The organism is Streptomyces sp. NPDC037401 (genome assembly GCF_055602345.1).
The window spans coordinates 174,733-196,699 of record NZ_JBVJWO010000002.1; the positions used below are offsets into that span (position 1 = coordinate 174,733).

The 21,967-nt window shown below is 71.7% G+C and carries 20 protein-coding genes and 1 pseudogene; 6 read left to right on the forward strand and 15 right to left on the reverse strand.

Annotation, left to right across the window (positions count from 1 at the left end; all coding sequences use genetic code 11):
* Positions 1 to 58 precede the first annotated feature (58 nt).
* The gene (locus ACZ7H1_RS02355) at positions 59 to 1,489 is read left to right on the forward strand and encodes a cytosine permease (RefSeq protein WP_470782976.1); all 1,431 of its coding nucleotides are present in this window, start codon (positions 59 to 61) and stop codon (positions 1,487 to 1,489) included.
* 28 nt (positions 1,490 to 1,517) lie between these two features.
* On the forward strand, positions 1,518 to 1,667 hold the full coding sequence (locus ACZ7H1_RS02360; protein WP_470782977.1) for a hypothetical protein: 150 nt from the start codon (positions 1,518 to 1,520) through the stop codon (positions 1,665 to 1,667).
* 86 nt (positions 1,668 to 1,753) lie between these two features.
* On the opposite strand, the gene ACZ7H1_RS02365 is transcribed toward ACZ7H1_RS02360, so the two are convergent.
* The 4 genes from ACZ7H1_RS02365 to ACZ7H1_RS02380 form a co-directional block, all read right to left on the reverse strand.
* The gene (locus ACZ7H1_RS02365; RefSeq protein ID WP_470782978.1) at positions 1,754 to 2,839 is read right to left on the reverse strand and encodes a branched-chain amino acid aminotransferase; all 1,086 of its coding nucleotides are present in this window, start codon (positions 2,837 to 2,839) and stop codon (positions 1,754 to 1,756) included.
* Between the two features lie 240 nt (positions 2,840 to 3,079).
* Positions 3,080 to 4,120, reverse strand: a complete 1,041-nt coding sequence (locus ACZ7H1_RS02370; RefSeq protein ID WP_470782980.1) for a 3-isopropylmalate dehydrogenase — start codon at positions 4,118 to 4,120, stop codon at positions 3,080 to 3,082.
* An 85-nt stretch (positions 4,121 to 4,205) separates the two neighbouring features.
* Entirely contained in the window at positions 4,206 to 4,340 is a 135-nt protein-coding gene (locus ACZ7H1_RS02375; protein ID WP_470782981.1) for a hypothetical protein, read from the reverse strand.
* 243 nt (positions 4,341 to 4,583) lie between these two features.
* The gene (locus ACZ7H1_RS02380; RefSeq protein WP_470782983.1) at positions 4,584 to 5,477 is read right to left on the reverse strand and encodes a LysR family transcriptional regulator; all 894 of its coding nucleotides are present in this window, start codon (positions 5,475 to 5,477) and stop codon (positions 4,584 to 4,586) included.
* 101 nt (positions 5,478 to 5,578) lie between these two features.
* Between ACZ7H1_RS02380 and ACZ7H1_RS02385 the strand changes: the two genes are divergently transcribed.
* Both ACZ7H1_RS02385 and ACZ7H1_RS02390 read left to right on the forward strand, forming a co-directional pair.
* Positions 5,579 to 6,592 carry a zinc-binding dehydrogenase gene (locus ACZ7H1_RS02385; protein WP_470782984.1) on the forward strand — a complete coding sequence of 338 codons (1,014 nt, stop codon included), beginning with the start codon at positions 5,579 to 5,581 and terminating at the stop codon, positions 6,590 to 6,592.
* Between the two features lie 117 nt (positions 6,593 to 6,709).
* A complete protein-coding gene (locus ACZ7H1_RS02390; RefSeq protein ID WP_470782986.1) occupies positions 6,710 to 8,746 on the forward strand; it encodes a phosphocholine-specific phospholipase C in 2,037 nt (678 codons plus the stop codon).
* A 1-nt stretch (position 8,747) separates the two neighbouring features.
* Here ACZ7H1_RS02390 and ACZ7H1_RS02395 read toward each other — a convergent pair.
* Both ACZ7H1_RS02395 and ACZ7H1_RS02400 read right to left on the reverse strand, forming a co-directional pair.
* Positions 8,748 to 9,053 (reverse strand): annotated as a pseudogene (locus ACZ7H1_RS02395) (MFS transporter); the annotation flags it as partial.
* 83 nt (positions 9,054 to 9,136) lie between these two features.
* Entirely contained in the window at positions 9,137 to 9,676 is a 540-nt protein-coding gene (locus tag ACZ7H1_RS02400; protein WP_470782987.1) for a GNAT family N-acetyltransferase, read from the reverse strand.
* Between the two features lie 264 nt (positions 9,677 to 9,940).
* On the opposite strand from ACZ7H1_RS02400, the gene ACZ7H1_RS02405 reads away from it, so the two are divergent.
* Positions 9,941 to 10,642: a nitroreductase family protein gene (locus tag ACZ7H1_RS02405; RefSeq protein WP_470782989.1), complete on the forward strand. Its 702-nt coding sequence runs from the start codon at positions 9,941 to 9,943 to the stop codon at positions 10,640 to 10,642.
* Here the strand turns inward: ACZ7H1_RS02405 and ACZ7H1_RS02410 are convergent.
* The 4 genes from ACZ7H1_RS02410 to ACZ7H1_RS02425 all read right to left on the reverse strand — a co-directional run bounded on the left by ACZ7H1_RS02410 (position 10,639) and on the right by ACZ7H1_RS02425 (position 14,177).
* A complete protein-coding gene (locus ACZ7H1_RS02410) occupies positions 10,639 to 10,839 on the reverse strand; it encodes a hypothetical protein (protein ID WP_470782991.1) in 201 nt (66 codons plus the stop codon). The genes ACZ7H1_RS02405 and ACZ7H1_RS02410 overlap by 4 nt on opposite strands.
* A complete protein-coding gene (locus ACZ7H1_RS02415) occupies positions 10,833 to 11,303 on the reverse strand; it encodes a hypothetical protein (protein ID WP_470782992.1) in 471 nt (156 codons plus the stop codon). Before ACZ7H1_RS02415 ends, ACZ7H1_RS02410 begins: the two co-directional genes overlap by 7 nt.
* 256 nt (positions 11,304 to 11,559) lie before the next feature.
* Complete coding sequence (gene pruA, locus ACZ7H1_RS02420) at positions 11,560 to 13,191, reverse strand: L-glutamate gamma-semialdehyde dehydrogenase (protein WP_470782993.1); 1,632 nt, start codon at positions 13,189 to 13,191, stop codon at positions 11,560 to 11,562.
* Between the two features lie 59 nt (positions 13,192 to 13,250).
* Positions 13,251 to 14,177: a proline dehydrogenase family protein gene (locus ACZ7H1_RS02425; RefSeq protein ID WP_470782994.1), complete on the reverse strand. Its 927-nt coding sequence runs from the start codon at positions 14,175 to 14,177 to the stop codon at positions 13,251 to 13,253.
* 201 nt (positions 14,178 to 14,378) lie between these two features.
* Between ACZ7H1_RS02425 and ACZ7H1_RS02430 the strand changes: the two genes are divergently transcribed.
* Positions 14,379 to 15,620, forward strand: a complete 1,242-nt coding sequence (locus tag ACZ7H1_RS02430; RefSeq protein ID WP_470782996.1) for a PucR family transcriptional regulator — start codon at positions 14,379 to 14,381, stop codon at positions 15,618 to 15,620.
* Here the strand turns inward: ACZ7H1_RS02430 and ACZ7H1_RS02435 are convergent.
* The 5 genes from ACZ7H1_RS02435 to ACZ7H1_RS02455 form a co-directional block, all read right to left on the reverse strand.
* The gene (locus ACZ7H1_RS02435; RefSeq protein ID WP_470782997.1) at positions 15,591 to 16,037 is read right to left on the reverse strand and encodes a hypothetical protein; all 447 of its coding nucleotides are present in this window, start codon (positions 16,035 to 16,037) and stop codon (positions 15,591 to 15,593) included. The genes ACZ7H1_RS02430 and ACZ7H1_RS02435 overlap by 30 nt on opposite strands.
* Positions 16,038 to 16,540: 503 nt before the next feature.
* The gene (gene serA, locus ACZ7H1_RS02440; protein WP_470782999.1) at positions 16,541 to 18,133 is read right to left on the reverse strand and encodes a phosphoglycerate dehydrogenase; all 1,593 of its coding nucleotides are present in this window, start codon (positions 18,131 to 18,133) and stop codon (positions 16,541 to 16,543) included.
* 250 nt (positions 18,134 to 18,383) lie between these two features.
* Positions 18,384 to 19,385 carry a ketol-acid reductoisomerase gene (ilvC, locus tag ACZ7H1_RS02445; RefSeq protein WP_470783001.1) on the reverse strand — a complete coding sequence of 334 codons (1,002 nt, stop codon included), beginning with the start codon at positions 19,383 to 19,385 and terminating at the stop codon, positions 18,384 to 18,386.
* A gap of 127 nt (positions 19,386 to 19,512) precedes the next feature.
* Positions 19,513 to 20,037, reverse strand: a complete 525-nt coding sequence (gene ilvN / locus ACZ7H1_RS02450; RefSeq protein WP_470783003.1) for an acetolactate synthase small subunit — start codon at positions 20,035 to 20,037, stop codon at positions 19,513 to 19,515.
* 29 nt (positions 20,038 to 20,066) lie between these two features.
* The gene (locus ACZ7H1_RS02455; RefSeq protein ID WP_470783004.1) at positions 20,067 to 21,953 is read right to left on the reverse strand and encodes an acetolactate synthase large subunit; all 1,887 of its coding nucleotides are present in this window, start codon (positions 21,951 to 21,953) and stop codon (positions 20,067 to 20,069) included.
* Positions 21,954 to 21,967: the final 14 nt, after the last annotated feature.

Here is a 21,967-nt window from a genome sequence, read left to right on the forward strand (position 1 = left end):
CTCAAATTTCTCCGGCACTTCACGCCGCCCTTCTGTCGCCCTGTGAGGGAGTCCCCCCATGCCCATCGAACAGCGCGGAGTCGACACCATCCCCGAAGAGGAGCGCACGAGCGGCCCTCGTGACTTGATTTCGATCCTCCTCGGCTCCAATCTCTGCCTCGGCGTGATCGTCTTCGGCTGGCTGCCCCCGTCGTTCGGACTGGGCCTGTGGCCCTCGGTCACCGCGATCGTCACCGGCACCGTGGTGGGAATCGCGTTCACCGCGCCGCTGGCACTCGTCTCGCTGCGCACGGCCACCAATCTGTCCACGTCCAGCGGAGCGCAGTTCGGCGTCCGCGGCCGGCTCGTCGGCTCGGTGGTCGGCCTGCTGCTCTCCCTCGGCTACACCGCCCTGACGCTGTGGATCGGCGGTGACGTCATGGTCGGCGTGCTGTCCCGGCTGACCGGACTGCCCGACACCGGGCTCTCGCGCGCCGTGATGTACGGCGTCCTGGCCGCGTGCACCGTCGTCGGAGCCGTCTTCGGCTACCGGCTCCTGCTGCGCATGAGCAAGGTGCTCGCCGTCGCCATGGTGGTCCTGCTCGCGGTGGGCGTGTTCGCGTACGCCGGCGACTTCACCACCGCCGCCCCGCCGGACACCCCGTACCTGCTCGGCTCGTTCTGGCCGACCTGGCTGCTCGCCGCCGTCGCCGCCGGGCTCAGCGGGCCGGTCGCCTTCATCACGCTGCTCGGCGACTACACCCGCTACGTCTCCCCGCGCCGGCACGGCTCCCGTACGGTCCTGTGGGCGACCTGCCTGGGGCTGTTCGCCGGCCTGCTGATCCCGCAGCTGTTCGGCACGTACACCGCGCTGGCCGCCCGCGCGGGACTGGACTACGCCGGGCCGCTCGTGGACGCCTCGCCCGTCTGGTACCTGCTGCCGCTGTTCGCCGCCGCCGCGGGCGGGACGGTGGGCAACGCCGGCCTGATGCTCTACTCGATGGGCCTGGACCTCGACGCGATCGTCCCCAAGACCACCCGCACCCGGGCCACCGTGGTGGCCGCGGCCGTCGCGACCGCCTTCGTCTTCCTCGGGTCCTTCGCCTGGGACGCCCAGTCCGCGATGACGTCGTTCGTCCTGCTCCTGACCGCCCTCGGCACCCCCTGGGCGGTCATCACCCTGATCGGGTACGTCCGCTGCCGAGGCCGCTACGACGCCGACGCGCTCCAGGTGTTCAACCGTCGGGCCCGCGGCGGCGTCTACTGGTACAGCGCCGGGTGGAACCTCCGCGCGACGGCGTCCTGGGCGCTGGGCGCGGCGGTGGGCCTGGCCGCCGTGTCCACACCGCTGTACGAGGGTCCGCTGCTGGCCCTGACGGGCGGGGTGGACTGCAGCTTCGTCCTGTCGGGGCTGTCGGGCGGCCTGGCCTACGCCGCACTGACGCTCCGGCCGACGGTGATCAACTCCACCGAACCGACCGGTAACATCGAGGTCGCCGCCGTGGACTGACGGCGACGGGGACATACGGGGAGTGACCGTGGAAGAGGCTGCATTCGTACTGGGCAAGGTCGTCAGGGGGCTGGCCGGCGTGCTGTACCTCTTCGGTGACGCGCTGGTGGCGCTCCTGCCGGACGGCAGCTCCCGGGTCGCCGCACGCAAGCAGAAGCGCAGGCGCCGCACGCGCTGACCGCCCGGCGCACCCGCCGGCAGGCATACGGGAAGGGCCCCGCGCAGTGTGCGCGGGGCCCTTCCCGTATGTCGTGGAGCTGAGGGCTAGCCGAGCGGGTGCATCCAGCCGTGGGCGTCCGCGCTCTGGCCGGTCTGGAGGTCCAGCAGCGCCTTGCGGAGCTTCATGGTGACCTCGCCGGGCTCGCCGTTGCCCTGGGTCCAGCTCGCGCCGTGGGACTTGACCGAGCCGACCGGGGTGATGACCGCGGCGGTGCCGCAGGCGAAGACCTCGGTGAGCGTGCCGTTCTCGTTGTCGCGCTTCCAGTCCTCGGTGGAGATACGTCCCTCCTCGGCGGTGTAGCCGAGGTCGCGGGCGATGGTGAGGAGCGAGTCGCGGGTGATGCCCGGCAGCAGCGAGCCGGTGAGCGAGGGGGTGACGATGCGGTCGCCGTACACGAAGTACAGGTTCATGCCGCCCATCTCCTCGATCCAGCGGTGCTCGACGGCGTCGAGCCAGACCACCTGGTCACAGCCGTGGCCGGCGGCCTCGGCCTGCGCGACGAGGGAGGCGGCGTAGTTGCCGCCGGTCTTCGCGGCGCCGGTGCCGCCCTTGACGGCGCGGACGTACTCCTCGGACAGCCACACGGAGACCGGCTTCACGCCGCCGGGGAAGTACGCGCCGGCCGGCGAGGCGATGACCATGAACAGGAATTCGTTGGCCGGGCGGACGCCGAGGCCCACCTCGGTGGCGAACATGAACGGCCGCAAGTAGAGGGAGGCCTCGCCGGAGGACGGGACCCAGGACCGGTCCTGCTGGATCAGGGCGTCACAGGCGGCGATGAACAGGTCGGTCGGGAGCTCCGGCATGGCCATCCGGCGGGCGGAGGCCCGGAAGCGCTCGGCGTTCGCCTCCGGGCGGAAGGTGGCCACCGAGCCGTCGGGCTGCCGGTAGGCCTTGAGACCCTCGAAGATCGTCTGCGCGTAGTGCAGGGTCATGTTCGCCGGGTCGATGGCGAGCGGCGCGTACGGGACCAGCTCGGCGTCGTGCCAGCCGCGCCCCTCGGTCCACTTGATGGTCACCATGTGGTCGGTGAAGTGGCGGCCGAATCCGGGGCTGGCCAAGATCGCCTCGCGCTCCGTGTCGGACAGCGGGTGCGAGGAGGGCTTGAGCTCGATCGTGGGCGTCGTCATGAGTGCGTGTCCTTCACCGGTTGTGTGGAGTGGACCGCGCTCACTGCGTACTAGGACGTCCGAGCTCCCCGTTTTCCGCGGCCCCGCGTTCGATTATCGCGCGGGAGCGGTCGTACGGAGAACCGGGGTGATGCGGCCCAGGGGAGATGGTGGCACCCGGAGGCCGCACAGGAGAAGCCGCCGGGGCCCTTACAGGGCGGACCCGGCGGCTTCGCTTGTGAAGAGTGAAGGGCTGCCGGGTCAGCCGGCTACTCGCGCCGCGAGGGTGTCGCCGATCTCGTCGGTGCTGCGGAAGGTGCCGTCGCGCTCGGCCAGGTCGGCGGAGACCGCTTCCTCGATCCGCACGGCCTGGGCCTCGTAGCCGAGGTGGCGCAGCAGCAGGGCGACCGAGAGGATCGTCGCGGTCGGGTCGGCCTTGCCGGTGCCCGCGATGTCCGGGGCCGAGCCGTGGACCGGCTCGAACATGGACGGGAAGGCGCCGGTCGGGTTGACGTTGCCCGAGGCGGCCAGGCCGATGCCGCCGGTCACGGCTGCGGCCAGGTCGGTGAGGATGTCGCCGAAGAGGTTGTCCGTGACGATGACGTCGAAGCGCTCGGGCTGGGTGACGAAGAAGATCGTCGCGGCGTCGACGTGCAGGTAATCGGTGGTGACCTCGGGGTACTCCTGGCCGACCTTGTCGAAGGTGTTCTTCCACAGGTGGCCCGCGTACACGAGCACGTTGTTCTTGTGGACCAGGGTCAGCTTCTTGCGCGGGCGGCTGTTGGCGCGCTCGTACGCGTCACGGACGACGCGCTCGACGCCGTAGGCGGTGTTGATGCTGACTTCGGTGGCCACCTCGGCCGGCGTGCCCGTGCGCAGCGAGCCGCCGTTGCCGGTGTACGGGCCCTCGGTGCCCTCGCGGACCACGACGAAGTCGATCTCCGGGCGGCTCGCGAGCGGGGTGGCGGTGTTCGGGAACAGCTTCGACGGGCGCAGGTTGATGAAGTGGTCGAAGGCGAAGCGGAGCTTCAGCAGCAGCCCCCGCTCCAGCACGCCGGACGGCACCGACGGGTCGCCGATGGCGCCCAGCAGGATCGCGTCGTGGTGCCTGAGGGCCTCCAGCTCCGCGTCCGGCAGGGTTTCGCCGGTGCGGTGCCAGCGCTTGGCGCCGAGGTCGTATTCCTTGGTCTCCAGCTTCACATCCTGGGGCAGGACCGCGGTCAGGACCTTCAGGCCCTGCGCCACGACTTCCTGGCCGATGCCGTCACCGGGGATCACTGCGAGATTGATGCTGGTCGACATGACGGCACCGTACTCCCTGTCCCATCCGTTGACACGTCATGTCCATCATCCGGACATGACGTGTCAGCGGAATGCAAGCGCGACGTCAGTGGCCGGTGGATCCGCCGTTGTCGCGGCGGTCCAGGGCGCGCTGCAGGGCGGCGGCGGCGTTCTGGCGCTCGGCGGCGGAGCGGGAGGAGCGGCGGACGCGGCGGGCGGCGGGCATGGCGGTCTTGGTCATCGTGATCGACTCCTTGAGGTCACGGCGCGGCCCGGAAAGCAGGAGGGGGCCGCTGATGAGAGGGGTTCTTCAAGGCGCCGGAAGGGGCGGGGAGTCGGGCGCCGGCAGGGGTTGCCTGCACGGGGGCGCACACTCACGACCGCCGGTCGCTGATCAGCGAGACGTTCGGCTCCTACAACGCTAGGACAGCTTTCGCTGTATGTCTCTGCAATTAGTCGGACTTCCTAGTATCTGAGACGGGGCTCACCCGGCGGGGTTCGCGCGGGTGGCCCTCAGCTCTCGCACCAGCGCCTGGACGGCCAGGGTCGCGGCCTGCTCCGGGGTGGTGACGTACCCCACCGAGCGGGTCGGCCGGTCCGGGCCGAGGTCGGTGATGCCGACGGCGGCGGGAGCCCCGGTCAGGGACAGGGCGGGCATGATCGCCATGCCGAGCCCGCGCTCCACCATCGTCACCACCATGGCGTCGTCCTCGGCCTTCACCGTGGCACGCGGGATCCAGTCCTGGCCGGCCCACCAGGACCGGGTGTAGGAGCCGCAGTTCTCGTCCCAGTCCAGCAGCGGCAGGTTCCGCGGATCGGCGTGCCCGGCCGGGTGGACCAGGGCGTAGGGCTCCTCCAGCAGGACGCCGCTGAGCAGGCCCGGCGGCAGTCCGTCCGGGCCGTTCAGGGTGGCGATGCCCAGGTCGGCGCGGCCCGCCAGCACCTCCCCCGCGGTGCCCGCCCCGAGCTCGCGGACGACCCGTACCTCGGGCTCGATCCCCGGATGGCGGGCCCGGAGCCGCTCCAGGACGGGCGGCAGCAGGTGCAGCGCCGCGCTGCGGAAGGCCGCGATGCGCAGCGTGCCGCCGAGTGCCGTCCCGTCGACGGGACGGCCGGCGCCGCGGGCCTCGGACACCAGGGCGGACATCAGGCGCAGGATGCGCCGCGCGTGTCCGACGGCCCGCTCTCCGGCCGGGGTCGGCCGGGCCCCCCGCCGGTCGCGCTCGAAGAGCACCGCGCCGATCTTCGCCTCGCTCGCCCGCACGGAGTGGGACACGGCCGACTGGGTGATCCCGAGCGCGGCTCCGGCCGCGGAGAAGCCGCCCTCGTCCGCGACGGCCACCAGGATCCGCAGTTCCTGCGGTGCGAGATCCGTCATCAGGCCTGCCACCTCGATCCATGAGCGGGATTCATGCAGCGGGTGCTGCCATGAACCCAACCCCCTGCCCGGCCCCGGGATTCCTTCCTAACGTCATGGCCATGACCACGCACACCGGCTACGCCGTCCACCAGACCGCCCGCCCCACCGGCTTCCCGACCGCGGACCTGTTCCGCTACGCCGAGGTCCCGGTGCCCTCCCCCGCACCCGGCACCGCCCTGGTCGAGAACCTCTACCTCTCCGTCGACCCGTACCACCGCGGGCTGATGGACGGCGGCGAGGGCGGCTTCGACCTGAACGCCCCGCTGGAGGGCCGGGCGCTGGGCCGGGTCCTGCACTCGAAGGACCCGTCGCTGCGCGAGGGGGACCTCGTCTTCCACCGCCAGGGCTGGCGCACCCACGCCCTGGTCACGGCGGGCACCGACGGGACCCGCCGGATCCGTTCCCACGAGGGCGTGCCGCTCGCCGCGCACCTCGGCATCCTCGGCGGCACCGGGCTGACCGCGTACGCCGCCCTCACCCGTACCGCCGCCCTGCGCGAGGGCGAGGACCTCTTCGTCTCCTCCGCGGCGGGCGGGGTCGGCACGGCCGCCGGGCGCATCGCGCGGCTGCTCGGCGCCCGCCGGATCGTGGGCAGCGCAGGCTCGGCGGCGAAGGTCTCGTACCTGACGTCGCACGTCGGCTACGACGCCGCCTTCGACTACCACGACGGCCCGGTGGCGGAGCAGCTGGCCGCCGCCGCGCCGGAGGGGATCGACGTGTACGTGGACAACGTGGGCGGCGACCACCTCGAGGGCGCCATCGAGGGGCTGCGCGAGTACGGGCGGATCGCGTGGGTGGGGGCGATCGCGCAGTACCACGGGGACCGGGCGCCCGCCGCGCCGCGCAACCTCTTCGAGGTCGTGCACAAGTCCCTTCGCCTGGAAGGCGTATTGGTTCGAAACCACACCAATCTCCAGGAGGAGCTGGAGGACTTCCTCGTGCCCCACCTGCGCAGCGGCGCCGTCACCTCGGACGACACCGTGGTCACCGGTTTCGAGCGGACCGTCGACGCCTTCCTCGGCATGCTGGGCGGGGAGAACACGGGCAAGATGCTCGTCCGCGTGGCGAACTGACCGGTGTCCACCGGATGTTAACCGAGGGCTTACTGCACGGATCTAGACCTTTGGGCTCCGCTCCCCCACCCTGTGCTGGGCGTGCCGCCGGGGCACGCGGGACGCGAGGGGCGGGGCATGACTCCCATCAGCCGCAGGGGATTCGTCGGGATCGGTGCAGGGCTGGGTGCAGGGCTCGTGGCCGGCGCGGTGCCGCCCGCCGCCGCGAGCGCGGCGGCCGCCGCGGCCACGGGGACCCTGACCGACGTGCGGCACGTCGTGATCCTCATGCAGGAGAACCGCAGCTTCGACCACTACTTCGGCAGGCTGCGCGGGGTCCGCGGCTTCGGCGACCGCGCCGCGGGCAACATTCCGGGCGGCTGGGGGACGTTCCAGCAGCCCAACTGGGGCGGCCGGCAGTTCCCGTGGAAGCTCAGCTCCACCCCGCCTGCGGGCGGGGCCGACGGCAAGACCCTCGCCCAGTGCACCGGCGACCTGCCGCACAGCTGGACCTCTCAGCACGCCGCCTGGAACAAGGGCCGGATGGACAACTGGGTCACCGGCGTCGGCAACGTCCGCACCCTGGGCCACCTCGACCGCGACGACATCCCCTTCCACTACGCGCTCGCCGACCACTACACCGTCTGCGACGCGTACTTCTGCTCCGCGCTCAGCGCCACCGGACCCAACCGCGCGTTCCTGTGGAGCGGGCGGATCGACGCGTCCAGCAAGGACGGCGGCGAGGCGGCAGGGCTGACCTGGGAGACGTACGCCGAGGCCCTCCAGCGGGCGGGCGTCAGCTGGAAGGTCTACCAGAACGCCCAGGACAACTACGGGGACAACGGGCTCGCCTACTTCAAGAAGTTCACCGACGCACGCCCCGGCGACCCGCTCCACGACCGCGGGATGGCCTCGGTCCCCCGGGTCACCGGCTCGACCCCCGACGACATCGCGGCCGCCCTGCGCGCCGACGCCCTCGCGGGCACCCTCCCCCAGGTCTCCTGGGTCGTCGCCAGCGAGGCCTTCTCCGAGCACCCGTACGCCCCGCCCGGCGACGGCGCCCACTTCGTGGACCTGGTCTACCGTGCGCTCGCCGCGAACCCCGAGGTCTTCGACTCGACCGTCTTCATCCTCAACTACGACGAGAACGACGGCTTCTTCGACCACGTGCCGCCGCCCGTGGCCCCGCCCGGCACCCCCGGCGAATACCTCGACGGGGTCCCGATCGGGCTCGGCTTCCGCGTACCGATGCTCGTCATGTCCCCGTGGACCCGGGGCGGCTGGGTCAGCTCCGAGGTCTTCGACCACACCTCCGTCCTGCGCTTCCTGGAGACGTGGACGGCCGCCCTCGGCACCCCCGCCGCCTGCCCGCACATCAGCCCCTGGCGCCGCAAGGTGACCGGCGACCTCACCGGCGTCTTCGACTTCGCCCGCCCGGTGTACGGGGTCCCCGCCGGTCTCCCCTCCACGGCAAAGGTGATCGGCCAGGACACCTGCCGCCCGCTCCCCAACCCGGCCCCGCAGGACAACGCCCTGCCCGCCCAGGAACCCGGCACCCGCCCGGCCCGCGCCCTGCCGTACCAGCCGAACGGCAACCTGACCCGCCTGGAGTTCGGCGCCGCCGGGAAGATCCTGGCGTGGTTCGAGATGGGCAACACGGGCCCGCAGGCCACCCGCGCGGCGCACTTCTCCATCCACCCGCACCAGCACCGGGACACGACGGCCTGGCAGTACACGGTCGAGCCGGGCGCCACCGCCTCGGACTACTTCTACATCGGCCTCGGCCACGGCGCGGGGAAGTACGACATCTCGATGTACGGCCCGAACCGCTTCCTGCGCCGCTTCATCGGCGACGCGTCCAAGGCGGGCAAGTCGATCGAGGTCGCCTCGCGCTACGCGGTGGAACCCGGCACGGGCAAGACCGCACTCTGGCTGAAGATGACCAACGCCTCCGGCGCGCCCGTCACCTTCACCGTCCGCGCCAACGCCTACCGCACGGACGGGCCGTGGACCTACACGGTCCCCGCGAACTCCTCCCGCGAGGACTTCTTCAACGCCGTCGCCTACAGCAACGGCTGGTACGACTTCACGGTCCTGGCCGACTCCGACGGCACCTGGTCGCGCCGCTACACCGGCCACATCGAGACCGGCACGCCGAGCATCACGGGATCCTGAAGGGCCGCGGCAGCAGCACCGGCACGATGGTGAGCGCGGAGACCAGCGGGAACATCAGGCGGGCGCCGTACCGGTCGGTGAGCGCGCCGACCGGGACCCGGCCCAGAGACCCGACGATCACCGGCACGGCGACGAGGAGGGACTGCTCGAACGAACTCAGCCCGAGCCGGTCCCGGTAGTCGCTGCCCAGCGGGGCGATCAGGTCCCAGCCCCAGAACGTGAGCGTGAACCCGACCGTGACGACAGCCAGGTTCAGGTACGCGGTCGGGGGCGTCGGGCCGGACGGCGTCCGGCGGGCTGCTTCCACAGCGCCACGCTAGGCAGCCTCCGGCGTCCCGGCGCGCGGGACTGCACCGTCCGGAGCACGCCGGGCCCGCCTGCGCGGCCCCCTCAGAGCACGTCCCCGTCCCGCCAGTCGAAGAACAGCGCCCCGGCGGGGTCCGGCAGGGCGCCGCCGGGCGGCGTCCACAGGTATGTCGAGCCCTCCTCCTCGGGGAGGCGGACCGGTCCCCCGGGCGACAGGGCGCCGACCCGGCCGCCCCAGACCTGCCAGCCCCGGACCGCGTACAGCAGCGCGCCCTCGTCCGACGCCGACAGCGCGCCGAGGACGTAGGCCCCGGCGATGACCCCCTCGAGGGCGTCCATCACGGCGTGCCCCACCCCCCGGCGCCGCCGTCCCGCCCGTACGGCCACCGCCTCGACGTACCCCGTCCGCAGCGCCCGCCCCTCGTGGACGACCCGCCGCTGCACCACGCTCCCGTGCGCGACCAGTTCCCCGCCCTCGCGCAGCAGCGCGTGCATGCCGCCGAGGCCGTGCTCGAAGTCCTCGTCGGAGAAGTCCCCGTCGAAGGCCTCGTCGAGCAGCCCGCGGACCTCGCGGAGTTCCGGCGCGGTCAGCTGGGAGGTGTGCGCAAGACGTGTCGCGTTCATGGCGCCAGTCTGCCCCTCGCACAGGCCCCGTCCGCACGGGAAAGGCCGGAATCGTGCGGGGTCCGGATGCCGGACGCGGGGTGCGGCCAGGCGCGCCAGGGGCGTTGCGGCCGCGGGGCTCCGGCGGTGCCCGCGGCGGCGGCCCGGGCCGGGCGGGAAACGGCCGACGTGTGCGCGGGGCATAGTCCGCCTGTCCGTACACATCGGACAGGAGCCCGCGAAGAGCCGGTAGCCAGTGCGGTGTGCGCGTCGCACACTCTGCGCATGGCACCTGAGACGCAGCAGTGGACCCCCACGCACGGACAGCCCTACCGGCCCGTCGCCTACCGTCCCGACCGCATGCCGGCCGGCGAATCGCTCGCGCGGGCCGCGGAGTTGCGTGCCCGGATGGACGAGCGGCGGACCGTACGGCACTTCTCCGCCGACCCCGTGCCCGAGCAGGTCGTCCGGGACGCGATCGCCTGCGCGGCGACCGCGCCGTCCGGGGCCCACCAGCAGCCGTGGACCTTCGTCCTGGTGAAGGACCCCGCGGTCCGGCAGCAGATCCGGGCGGCCGCCGAGCAGGAGGAGGAGCTCTCCTACGACGGGCGGCTCGGCGACGAATGGCTGGCGGCACTGCGCCCGCTGGGCACCGACTCCGTCAAGACCCACCTCACCGACGCGCCCGCCCTCGTCGTGGTCTTCCAGCAGCGGTACTGGCTGGGCCCCGACGGCACCAAGCGCAAGCACTACTACGTCGACGAGTCGGTCGGCATCGCGGTCGGCATGCTCCTCTCGGCCCTCCACCTGAGCGGCCTGTCCGCCCTGATCCACACTCCGAGCCCGATGCGCTTCCTGAGCCACGTCCTGGGACGGCCCGAGAACGAGAAGGCCTTCGCGGTCATCCCGGTCGGCTACCCCGCCGACCCCTGCGAGGTCCCCGACCTGGTCCGCAAGTCCCTGGACCAGGTCCTGGTGGAGGTCTAGTTCCGGGGTTCGGCGGGCGGGCCCGGATCCCCGGCGCGCCGCCCGCCCAGCGCCCCCGCGAGCCGGAGCCCGATCCGCACCCGGTCCCTGGCCGAGCACCCGTCCATGGCGGCCCGCACCTGCCGCAGGATCAGCACGTCCCGCACCACTTTGGCGACCCCGAGCACCACGGCCGCCACGATGCCGGCGGTCAGCATGCCCCGGCCTTCCAACCGGCGGCCTGCGGGGCGAGCCCGCACGGCCCGCGCCGGATGATGACCGCCGCATCGCCGAGCGCCAGGGTCCCGGGTCCGTCCCACCCGCGCCGCGCCGCTTCCCGGGCCTGCCCGGCGGTGAGCCCGCTGCGCCGCAGCCGCCGGGCCAGTTCGTCGGTCTCGACGGAGCAGCACCATTCGATGGCCAGCTCCCGGTCGCCGCGGCTGTAGGTGTTGGCCCATCCGTGGGCCGAGCCCGCGGCGTTGAGGAGCCTGGGCCTGCGGATCAGCCGGCTGAGCAGGCGGTCCCGGTCCGGGTCCGGATCCCGGGCCGCGTCCAGCCACTCGGCCTCGGCCGGGTGCAGCCGGTTCCGGCTGTGCCACCACACGTGGTCGGGGCAGGCGAACTCCTCCAGGTAGGAAGCCCACCCGGGTCGGGGTGCAGCAGCAGGAGGGAGGCGTCGCACCGCAGGCGGACCTGGGTCCCCTCGCGCTCGGGCCGCACCCCGGGGATCCCGCGCAACGCGCGGCACCCCCCGCCGCTGAACGAGTCGACCCGCGGGAGCAGCGAGGCGAGGACCTGGCGCCCCATCTCGGGGTGCACCCACAGGGTCGCGCCCTCGGGGTGGGGTGCCGCGGACATGGAACCGCCCCCGCTCCGGACTTGGGGGTACCGGGGCGGGGGCGGGGTCACAAGGGGCCGGCGGGCGGCCCGTGGGGGCGTCAGCCCATGTGGGGGTAGCCGTACTCGGTCGGCGGGACCAGCGTCTCCTTGATGGAGCGCGTGGAGGTCCAGCGCAGGAGGTTCGAGGCGGCACCGGCCTTGTCGTTGGTGCCGGAGGCGCGGCCGCCGCCGAAGGGCTGCTGGCCGACGACGGCGCCGGTCGACTTGTCGTTGATGTAGAAGTTGCCCGCGGCGAAGCGGAGCTTCTCCATCGTGTGCGCGGCCGCGTAGCGGTCCGCGGCGATGACCGAGCCGGTCAGCGCGTACGCCGAGACGTTCTCCATCTGGGCGAGCATCTCGTCGTACTTGTCGTCCTCGTAGACGTGGATCGCGAGGATCGGGCCGAAGTACTCGGTCGTGAAGACCTCGTTCTCCGGGTCGGTGCACGCGATGACGGTCGGGCGGACGAAGTAGCCCTCCGAGTCGTCGTAGGTGCCGCCGGCGACGATCGTGCAGGTCGGGTCGGCCTTCGCACGGTCGATCGCGGCCTTGTTCTTCGCGAAGGAGCGCTCGTCGATGACCGCGCCGATGAAGTTCGACAGGTCGGTGACGTCACCCATGGTGATGCCGTCGACCTCGGCCGCGAACTGCTCCTTGAAGCCGTCGTTCCAGATGGAGGCCGGGACGTAGGCGCGGGAGGAAGCCGAGCACTTCTGGCCCTGGAACTCGAAGGAGCCGCGGGTCAGGGCGGTCTTCAGGATCGCGCGGTCGGCGGACGGGTGCGCGACGACGAAGTCCTTGCCACCGGTCTCGCCGACCAGGCGCGGGTAGGACTTGTACTTCTCGATGTTGTTGCCGACCGTCTTCCACAGGTACTGGAAGGTCTTGGTCGAGCCGGTGAAGTGGATGCCGGCGAGCTCGGGGTGCTCGAGGGCGACCTCGGAGACCGCGATGCCGTCGCCGGTGACCAGGTTGATGACGCCCTTGGGCAGGCCGGCCTCCTCCAGGAGCTCCATGAGGAGCACGGCGGCGTGGGTCTGCGTCGGGGACGGCTTCCACACGACCACGTTGCCCATCAGGGCGGGGGCGGTGGGCAGGTTGCCCGCGATGGCCGTGAAGTTGAACGGCGTGATCGCGTAGACGAAGCCCTCGAGCGGGCGGTGGTCGCTGCGGTTCCACACGCCGGCGGAGTTCGCCATCGGCTGCTCGGCCAGGATCTGGCGGGCGAAGTGGACGTTGAAGCGCCAGAAGTCGACGAGCTCGCAGGGGGTGTCGATCTCGGCCTGCTGGGCGGTCTTGGACTGGCCGAGCATGGTCGAGGCGGCGAGCTTCTCGCGCCACGGGCCGGCCAGCAGCTCGGCGGCGCGCAGGATGATCGCGGCGCGGTCGTCGAAGGAGGAGGCGCGCCAGGCCGGGGCCGCGGCCAGTGCGGCGTCGACGGCGTCCTGCGCGTCCTGCTTGGTGGCGTTGGCGTAGGTGCCGATGACGGCCTTGTGGTTGTGCGGCTGGACCACGTCGAAACGCTCGCCGCCACCCATCCGCTTCTCGCCGTTGATGGTCATCGGGAGGTCGATCGGGTTCTCGGCCAGCTGCTTCAGCTGGGCCTCGAGCCGGGTGCGCTCCGGGCTGCCGGGGGCGTACGAGTGAACCGGCTCGTTGACCGGGGCGGGGACCTGGGTCACAGCGTCCATGAGAGGTGCAACTCCTTGATGAGGGGTGTTCTGCCGACCGGGGGTGCTCGGGCCTGAAGCTAGTTCTTGGTGATCAAAGATCGGACGAAGAACAGCAGATTCGCCGGCTTCTCCGCGAGGCGCCGCATGAAGTACCCGTACCAGTCGGTGCCGTACGCCGTGTAGACGCGCATCCGGTGGCCCTCGGCGGCGAGCCGGACGTGCTCCTCGCTGCGGATGCCGTACAGCATCTGGAACTCGTACTCGTCGAGCTTGCGGCCGGCCTTGCGGGCCAGCTCCTGCGTGATGGCGATCAGGCGCGGGTCGTGGGACCCGATCATCGGGTAGCCCTCGCCCTCCATGAGGATCTTCAGGATGCGGACGTACGCTTTGTCGATCTCGCCCTTGTCCTGGTACGCGACCTCGGCGGGCTCCTTGTAGGCGCCCTTGACGATGCGCACGCGGCTGCCGGAGTCGGCCAGGCGGCGGGCGTCGTCCTCGGTGCGGAAGAGGTACGCCTGGATGACGCATCCGGTCTGCGGGAAGTCCTTCCGCAGCTCGTCGTGGATGGCGAACATCGAGTCGAGGGTGGTGTGGTCCTCGGCGTCCAGGGTGACGGTGGTGCCGATGGCGGCGGCGGCCTCGACGACCGGGCGGACGTTCGCGAGGGCGAGCTCGTGGCCGCCCTCCAGCGCCTGGCCGAACATCGACAGCTTGACGGACATCTCGGCCCTGGTACCCAGGCCGAGCTCCTTCAGGCGGCCGATCAGCTCGAGGTAGGCGTCACGCGCGGCGTAGGACTGCTCGACGGTGGTGATGTCCTCGCCGACCACGTCGAGGGTGACCTCGAGGCCCTTGTCGGTGAGCTCCGTGACGATCGGGATGACCTGGCCGACCGTCTCACCGGGGATGAACCGGTTCACCACGGGCTTGGTCACCGGGGCAGCAGAGACGATCTTGCGCATCTTGTCGCTGCGCGACGCGGCGAGGATCACGGGACCCAGCACGGGGCACCTCCAACGGGTGGCAGAAAAACTATAAGAAATGCCGCAAAGGTGATGGAGATGAACGGAACATCTTTATCCCGCCGCGACACGGAGAACCACCGTGAAACCTAAGGACCGTTCCGATGCTCTGCCATCGACAGCTGTCACGCATCCGTGGCCGGGATCTCAGACAGATGTCTGAAGGGGTGGGAGAATGCCAGCGTGAAGGGCGATTACCAGGACCTGGTCGACGAGATCTCCGTGCTGCTGGGGGCGCCGGCGACCTTGGAGAACCGCGATTTCCGGCTGATCGCCTTCGGTGCGCACGACAGCGAGGACGACCTCGCCATGGACCCGGTGCGGACCCGGTCGATCCTGACCCGCCGGTCGACGGCGGCCGTGCGCAGCTGGTTCGAGGGCTTCGGGATCGCCCGGGCCACCGGCCCGGTCCGCATCCCGGCGGCCCCGGACGCGGGGGTCTTCCGCGGCCGGATCTGCCTGCCGGTCCGCCACCGCGGCATCGTCCACGGCTACGTGTGGCTGCTGGACACCGACCCGGGCCCCGGTCGGGAGCAGCTCGACGCGGCGATGGAGGTGGCCGCCCGGATCGGCGTGCTGATGGCCGACGAGGCGAAGGCCGGGGCCGACCTGTCCCGGGAGTTCCGGGCGGTGCTGACGGCGGGCCCGGGCTGGGAACGGGACTCGGCACTGGCCGCACTGCGGGCGGCGCTGGGCGCGGGGGCGGAGGGACTGCACGCCGTGGTCTGCGTGGCCCCCTGGCAGACGGAGGCCCCGCAGTCGGTGCCGGGCGCGGCCGCCGTGTGCCTGGCACCGTGGCGGTCGGAGGGTACGCACGCCCTCGCCGCCCTGGTCCGGCTGCGCTCGGCGGACACCCCGGCGCCTGCGGCGGCGGCCGCGGCCCGGCTGCTCGCCGACGGCGGCGCGGGGACGGCGCGGGCTTCCGGAACCGGGGAGGGGAACGGGGCGAGGAGCGGAACGGGCGGCAGCGGCGCCGGCGTCTCGACCGCCGCGCCGGCCGGTGCCGCCCCCCGCACCGGCGGGATCGCCGCCCCGCGGAGGGGACTGGGCGAGCTGGCCGACGCCTGGGGCGAAGCGGTCGCCGCGGCCCGCGCGGCAGCGGCGCAGCCCCGGCTGGGCCAGGTCGCGCACTGGTCGGACGTCGGCCCGTACCGGATGCTGGCGGCGCTCCCGGCGGGCCCGGCCGACGATCCGGCCACCCGCGCGCTGCTCTCCCCCGCCCATGCCGAACTGGCCCGCACCGCCGAGGTGTTCCTCGACTGCGCGGGCCAGGCGAGCCGGGCGGCGGCGGCCCTCGGCATCCACCGCCAGACGCTGTACTACCGGCTCTCCCGCGTGGAGCAGCTCACCGGCCTCGACCTCGACGAGGGCGAGGACCGGCTGCTCCTGCACATGTCACTGAAGGCGGCCCGGCTGGCGCGGTGAGGCACCGGCGGGGCCCTGGTTGCGGGTCGCCGCCCCGGCGGCGCGGCGCATTCCCTCCGTGAGCTCCTCCGGGGTGGCGGCCGACTCGGGGTCGAACAGCCACTGGATCATGAGGCCGTTCAGGAGGGCCTGGCAGAAGGCCCCGACGGTGCGCTCGTCCCGTTCGTCGACCTCGTCCTCCGGCGTGCCGGCCAGCATGGAGATCAGTCCGCGGCGCCCCTCGGCCTGCGAGGTCGACATCATCGCGCGCAGCTCCGGGAGCCGGTCCCGGCTCAGCGCGACCTCCAGGCTCGCGGCCCGCACCGGCGCCGAGGCCTCGTGCTGGGCCATCACGCCCTCCCACACCGAGCGGAAGCGGTCCAGCGAGCCGGGCTCGCCCGTGACGCCGCTCGAGAAGCCTTCGCCCCACTCCTCCATGAGGGCGATGAAGGCCTGGGTGAGCAGGGCGTCCTTGGCTGGCCTCCACCCCCGCCGAGAAGGCCGGATCTGCCGCGTCCCTGCTGGAGACCGGCCAGGAGTTCGGCGGCGCCCTCGGCATGGCCCCGCTCGGCAGCCTCGGCACGGCGGTCTACCGCGACGACCTCGACGGCAGCGGGCCCGCGGTCCGCGAGACCCTGGGCGGCCCGGTGGCCGCCGCCCGGCAGCTCGGGGGCCCGGCGGGCGACGGCGTCCTGACCCTGGCGCGGGAGGCCTTCGTGCACGGGATGCAGTACGCCGCCCTCGGCGGCGCGGCCCTCCTGCTGGGGGCGGCCCTCCTCGCGGCCGCGCTGCTGCGGCCCGGTGGGGCTCCGGTCCCGGCGGAGGTGCCCGGGCCGGCCGGCGCCGCGCGCCGAACGGCGTACGTGCCACACCGCCGTCCGGCGGACACGGCGAAGGGCCCGGGGAACACCCCGGGCCCTTCGTCACACTGCCGCCGGCGGTCAGCCGGCCAGGTTCACCGAGCGGGCCGACGTGGCACCGATCTCCTCGGAGATCTCCGTGAGCACGGACTGCGGAACGGTGTCGTCCACGGTGAGGACGGCGAGCGCCTCGCCGTGCTCCTCCGCACGGGCGACCTGCATGCCCGCGATGTTCAGGCCGCCCTCACCGAGGATCCGGCCCACGGTGCCGACGACGCCCGGGCGGTCCTGGTAGCGCAGCACGACCATGTGGTCGGCCAGCGACAGGTCCACGTCGTACTCGCCGACGCCGACGATCTTCTGGAGGTGCTTGGGGCCCGCGAGGGTGCCGGAGACCGACACCTCCTGGCCGTCCGAGAGCGTGCCGCGGACGGTGACGACGTTGCGGTGGTCCGGGGACTCCGAGCTCGTCGTCAGGCGCACCTCGACACCGCGCTCCTGCGCGAACAGCGGCGCGTTGACGTAGGAGACCGTCTCGTCCACGACGTCCTCGAACACGCCCTTGAGCGCGGACAGCTCGAGCACCTTCACGTCGTGCTGGGTGATCTCGCCGCACACCTCGACGTCGAGGCGGACCGCGACCTCGCCCGCGAGGGCGGTGAAGATGCGGCCGAGCTTCTCGGCGAGCGGCAGTCCCGGACGGACGTCCTCGGCGATGACGCCTCCCTGGACGTTGACCGCGTCCGGCACGAGCTCGCCGGCGAGCGCGAGGCGCACCGACTTGGCGACCGAGACGCCGGCCTTCTCCTGGGCCTCGTCCGTGGACGCGCCCAGGTGCGGGGTGCAGACGACCTGGTCGAGCTCGAACAGCGGGGAGTCCGTGCAGGGCTCCTTCGCGTACACGTCCAGGCCGGCGCCGGCGACGCGGCCCTCCTTGATGGCGGAGTACAGCGCGGCCTCGTCCACGATCCCGCCGCGCGCGGCGTTGACGATGCGGACGGACGGCTTGACCTTGTGCAGGGCCTCGTCGCCGATGAGACCGAGGGTCTCCGGCGTCTTGGGCAGGTGCACGGTGATGAAGTCCGCGACCTCCAGCAGCTCGTCCAGCGTCAGCATCTTGACGCCCATCTGGGCGGCGCGCGCCGGCTGCACGTACGGGTCGTACGCGACGACCTTCATGCCGAAGGCCGACATCCGCTGGGCGACCAGGACGCCGATGCGGCCGAGGCCGACGACGCCGAGGGTCTTCTCGCTGAGCTCGACGCCCGTGTACTTGTTCCGCTTCCACTCGCCGTTCTTCAGGGCGGTGTTGGCCTGCGGGATGTTGCGGGCCGTGGCGACGAGCAGGCCGCAGGCCAGCTCGGCGGCGGTGACGATGTTGGAGGTCGGGGCGTTCACGACCATCACGCCGGCCTTGGTGGCGGCGGAGACGTCCACATTGTCGAGACCGACGCCCGCACGGGCGACGACCCGGAGCTTCTTCGCGAGGGCGATGGCCTCGGCGTCGACCTTGGTGGCGGAGCGGACGAGGATCGCGTCCACGTCCACGATGGCGGGCAGCAGCTCCGCGCGGTCGGCGCCGTTGCAGTGCCTGATCTCGAAGTCGGGGCCGAGCGCCTCGACGGTGGCAGGCGAAAGCTCTTCGGCGATGAGTACGACAGGTTTCGAGCTCACGTGGGTCCTCACAAGTCCAGTGCGGACGGCCGTCCCGACGGCCGCAGGCGGTGGAGGGGGTAGCCGCGTGGAAGACGCACGACACTGTGGGCCTGACGCGTATGTGTTGAGCAGTGTAGTGGCGGCGCGGGGGCGGATTTCCGCCTGTCCGGAAGGATCACCCGTCCGTGGTTGGCCGGGGTGGACAAGCGGACCCCCGGCCGGATGTGCGCGGGGGCCGGGACGGACCGTCCCGGCCCCCGCCGGAGGACTACTTCTCCTCGCTGTCGACCCAGCTCATCAGCTTGCGCAGCTTCTTGCCGGTGGTCTCGAGCAGGTGCTCCTCGTCGGCCTTCTTGTACTCGTTGTACTTCGGCAGACCGGCCTTGTACTCGGCCATCCAGGTGTTCGCGAACTCGCCGCTCTGGATCTCCGCGAGGACCTTCTTCATCTCGGCCTTGGTGGCGTCGGTGATGACGCGCGGGCCGGTGATGTAGTCGCCCCACTCGGCGGTCTCGGAGACCGACCAGCGCATCTTCTCCAGGCCGCCCTCGTACATGAGGTCGACGATGAGCTTCAGCTCGTGGAGGCACTCGAAGTACGCGATCTCCGGCTGGTAGCCGGCCTCGGTCAGGGTCTCGAAACCGGCCTTGACCAGCGCGGAAGCACCACCGCAGAGGACGGCCTGCTCACCGAACAGGTCGGTCTCGGTCTCCTCGGTGAAGGTGGTCTTGATGACGCCGGCGCGGGTGCCGCCGATGCCCGCCGCGTACGAGAGCGCGAGGGCGAAGGCATTGCCCGTGAAGTCCTGCTCGACGGCGGCGATGCACGGAACGCCGCGGCCCTCCTCGTACTGGCGGCGGACCAGGTGGCCCGGGCCCTTGGGGGCGACGAGGGCGACGTCGACGTTGGCCGGGGGCTTGATGAAGCCGTAGCGGACGTTGAAGCCGTGGCCGAAGAAGAGCGCGTCGCCCTCCTTGAGGTGCTCCTTGACGGACTCCTCGTAGATCTCGGCCTGGAGCGGGTCCGGGGTGAGGATCATGATGACGTCGGCCCAGGCGGCGGCCTCCGACACGGAGACGACCTTCAGGCCCTGCTCCTCGGCCTTGGCCTTGGACTTCGAGCCCTCCTTGAGACCGACGACGACGTCGACGCCGGAGTCACGGAGCGACAGCGCGTGGGCGTGGCCCTGGCTGCCGTAGCCGATGACCGCGACCTTGCGGCCCTGGATGATGGACAGGTCGGCGTCGTTCTCGTAGAACAGCTCGGCCACTGGGATATCTCCTTGGTGCGCTGATGTTGCTCCCACCGTACGGCGGGGGACGGAAGAAGAGTCTTGCGGTCTCGGTATACGAGCGGCGCGCGGTTCCGGCGCGCGGCGCGCCGGAACCGACGGTCGGTCAGGCGCTGCGGTCGAGCGCGCGCAGGCTGCGGTCCGTGATGGACCGTCCGCCGCGCCCTATGGCGATCGTGCCGGACTGGACGAGTTCCTTGATGCCGAACGGCTCCAGCATCTTGAGCATCGCCTCGAGCTTGTCGGCACCGCCGGTGGCCTCGATGGTGACGGCCTCCGGGGAGACGTCGACCGTCTTGGCGCGGAAGAGCTTGACGATCTCGACGATCTGCGAACGGGTCTCGTTGTCGGCGCGGACCTTGACGAGGACCAGCTCGCGCTGGATCGCGGAGCCGGGCTCCAGCTCGACGATCTTGAGGACGTTGACCAGCTTGTTGAGCTGCTTGGTCACCTGCTCCAGGGGGAGGTCCTCGACGCCCACGACGATGGTGATGCGCGAGATGTCGGGGTGTTCGGTGACGCCGACCGCGAGGGAGTCGATGTTGAACCCGCGGCGGGAGAACAGTGCGGCGATCCGGGCCAGGATGCCGGGCGTGTTCTCGACCAGGACGGAGAGCGTGTGCTTGGACATGTGAGTCGGTCTCTCTCTGCGCTCTGCGCTCAGTCGTCTTCGTTGTCGCCGAAGTCGGGGCGGACACCCCGGGCGGCCATGACCTCGTCGTTGGAGGTGCCGGCGGCGACCATCGGCCACACCATGGCGTCCTCGTGGACGATGAAGTCGATGACGACCGTACGGTCGTTGATCGCGTTCGCCTCGGCGATGACCTTGTCGAGGTCGGCCGGGTCCTCGCAGCGCAGGGCGACGCAGCCCATGGCCTCGGACAGCTTGACGAAGTCCGGGACGCGGGTGCCCTTGCGGGGCGCGCTGGACTCGCCGAGCTGGGAGCCGACGGTGTCGTGGCCGGTCTCGTCGGCGTGCAGGACGGTGTTGGAGTACCGCTGGTTGTAGAACAGCGTCTGCCACTGGCGGACCATGCCCAGCGCACCGTTGTTGATGATCGCGACCTTGATCGGGATGTTGTTCAGGGCGCAGGTGACCAGTTCCTGATTGGTCATCTGGAAGCAGCCGTCGCCGTCGATGGCCCAGACCGCGCGGTCCGGCATGCCGACCTTGGCGCCCATCGCGGCGGGGACCGCGTAGCCCATGGTTCCGGCGCCGCCGGAGTTGAGCCAGGTACGGGGCTCTTCGTAGTTGACGAAGTGCGAGGCCCACATCTGGTGCTGGCCGACGCCGGCGGCGTAGATGGTGCCCTTGGGCGCCAGCTGGCCGATGCGCTCGATGACCTGCTGCGGCGAGAGCATGCCGTCCTCGGGCAGGTCGTAGCCGAGCGGGTACGTGTCGCGCCAGCGGTTGAGGTCGTTCCACCAGGCGGTGTAGTCGCCGGTGTTGCCGTCCGTGTGCTCGGCCTGGACGGCCTGGACCAGGTCGGCGATGACCTCGCGGGCGTCGCCGACGATCGGGACGTCGACGGCGCGGTTCTTGCCGATCTCGGCCGGGTCGATGTCCGCGTGGATGACCTTGGCGAACGGCGCGAAGCTGTCGAGCTTGCCCGTGACGCGGTCGTCGAAGCGGGTGCCGAGGGCGATCAGCAGGTCGGCCTTCTGCAGCGCGGTGACGGCCGTGACCGCGCCGTGCATGCCGGGCATGCCGACGTGCAGCGGGTGGCTGTCGGGGAAGGACCCCAGGGCCATCAGCGTCGTGGTGACCGGGGCGCCGGTCAGCTCGGCCAGGACCTTCAGCTCGGCGGTGGCGCCGGCCTTCATGATGCCGCCGCCGACGTACAGCACCGGGCGCTTGGCCTGGACGATCAGCTTCGCGGCCTCGCGGATCTGCTTGGCGTGCGGCTTGGTGACGGGCCGGTAGCCGGGGAGGTCCTGGGTGGGCGGCCACGTGAAGGTGGTCTGCGCCTGCAGGGCGTCCTTGGCGATGTCGACCAGGACCGGGCCGGGGCGGCCGGTGGAGGCGATGTGGAAGGCCTCGGCGATCGTCCGCGGGATGTCCTCGGCCCTGGTGACCAGGAAGTTGTGCTTGGTGATCGGCATCGTGATGCCGACGATGTCCGCCTCCTGGAAGGCGTCGGTGCCGATGGCCTTCGAAGAGACCTGGCCGGTGATCGCGACGAGCGGCACGGAGTCCATGTGCGCGTCGGCGATCGGCGTGACCAGGTTGGTGGCGCCGGGACCCGAGGTGGCCATGCAGACGCCGACCTTGCCGGTGGCCTGCGCGTAGCCGGTGGCGGCGTGGCCGGCCCCCTGCTCGTGCCGGACGAGGATGTGACGGACCTTCTTGGAGTCCATCATCGGGTCGTACGCCGGGAGGATGGCGCCGCCCGGAATGCCGAAGACGGTGTCGCACCCCACCTCTTCGAGAGAACGGATGAGGGACTGCGCACCCGTCACGTGCTCAACTGCAGCGGTCTGCTGTCCGCCGTTACGGGCCCGCGGCTGCGGATGGTGGGCCCCGGTGGCCTGCTCGGTCATCGGCATTCTCTTCTCGAAGC

Bases quoted from the DNA above. Each gene is read 5' to 3' on its own strand.
- ACZ7H1_RS02405 (WP_470782989.1), top strand. From the start codon at position 9,941: ATGGCACCTGAGACGCAGCAGTGGACCCCCACGCACGGACAGCCCTAC.
- ilvN (WP_470783003.1), bottom strand. From the start codon at position 20,037: ATGTCCAAGCACACGCTCTCCGTCCTGGTCGAGAACACGCCCGGCATC.
- ACZ7H1_RS02455 (WP_470783004.1), bottom strand. From the start codon at position 21,953: ATGCCGATGACCGAGCAGGCCACCGGGGCCCACCATCCGCAGCCGCGG.
- ACZ7H1_RS02385 (WP_470782984.1), top strand. From the start codon at position 5,579: ATGACCACGCACACCGGCTACGCCGTCCACCAGACCGCCCGCCCCACC.
- ACZ7H1_RS02365 (WP_470782978.1), bottom strand. From the start codon at position 2,839: ATGACGACGCCCACGATCGAGCTCAAGCCCTCCTCGCACCCGCTGTCC.
- ACZ7H1_RS02375 (WP_470782981.1), bottom strand. From the start codon at position 4,340: ATGACCAAGACCGCCATGCCCGCCGCCCGCCGCGTCCGCCGCTCCTCC.
- ACZ7H1_RS02435 (WP_470782997.1), bottom strand. From the start codon at position 16,037: ATGGAGGAGTGGGGCGAAGGCTTCTCGAGCGGCGTCACGGGCGAGCCC.
- ACZ7H1_RS02370 (WP_470782980.1), bottom strand. From the start codon at position 4,120: ATGTCGACCAGCATCAATCTCGCAGTGATCCCCGGTGACGGCATCGGC.
- ACZ7H1_RS02380 (WP_470782983.1), bottom strand. From the start codon at position 5,477: ATGACGGATCTCGCACCGCAGGAACTGCGGATCCTGGTGGCCGTCGCG.
- ACZ7H1_RS02410 (WP_470782991.1), bottom strand. From the start codon at position 10,839: ATGCTGACCGCCGGCATCGTGGCGGCCGTGGTGCTCGGGGTCGCCAAA.
- ACZ7H1_RS02355 (WP_470782976.1), top strand. From the start codon at position 59: ATGCCCATCGAACAGCGCGGAGTCGACACCATCCCCGAAGAGGAGCGC.
- ACZ7H1_RS02390 (WP_470782986.1), top strand. From the start codon at position 6,710: ATGACTCCCATCAGCCGCAGGGGATTCGTCGGGATCGGTGCAGGGCTG.
- ACZ7H1_RS02400 (WP_470782987.1), bottom strand. From the start codon at position 9,676: ATGAACGCGACACGTCTTGCGCACACCTCCCAGCTGACCGCGCCGGAA.
- pruA (WP_470782993.1), bottom strand. From the start codon at position 13,191: ATGGACGCTGTGACCCAGGTCCCCGCCCCGGTCAACGAGCCGGTTCAC.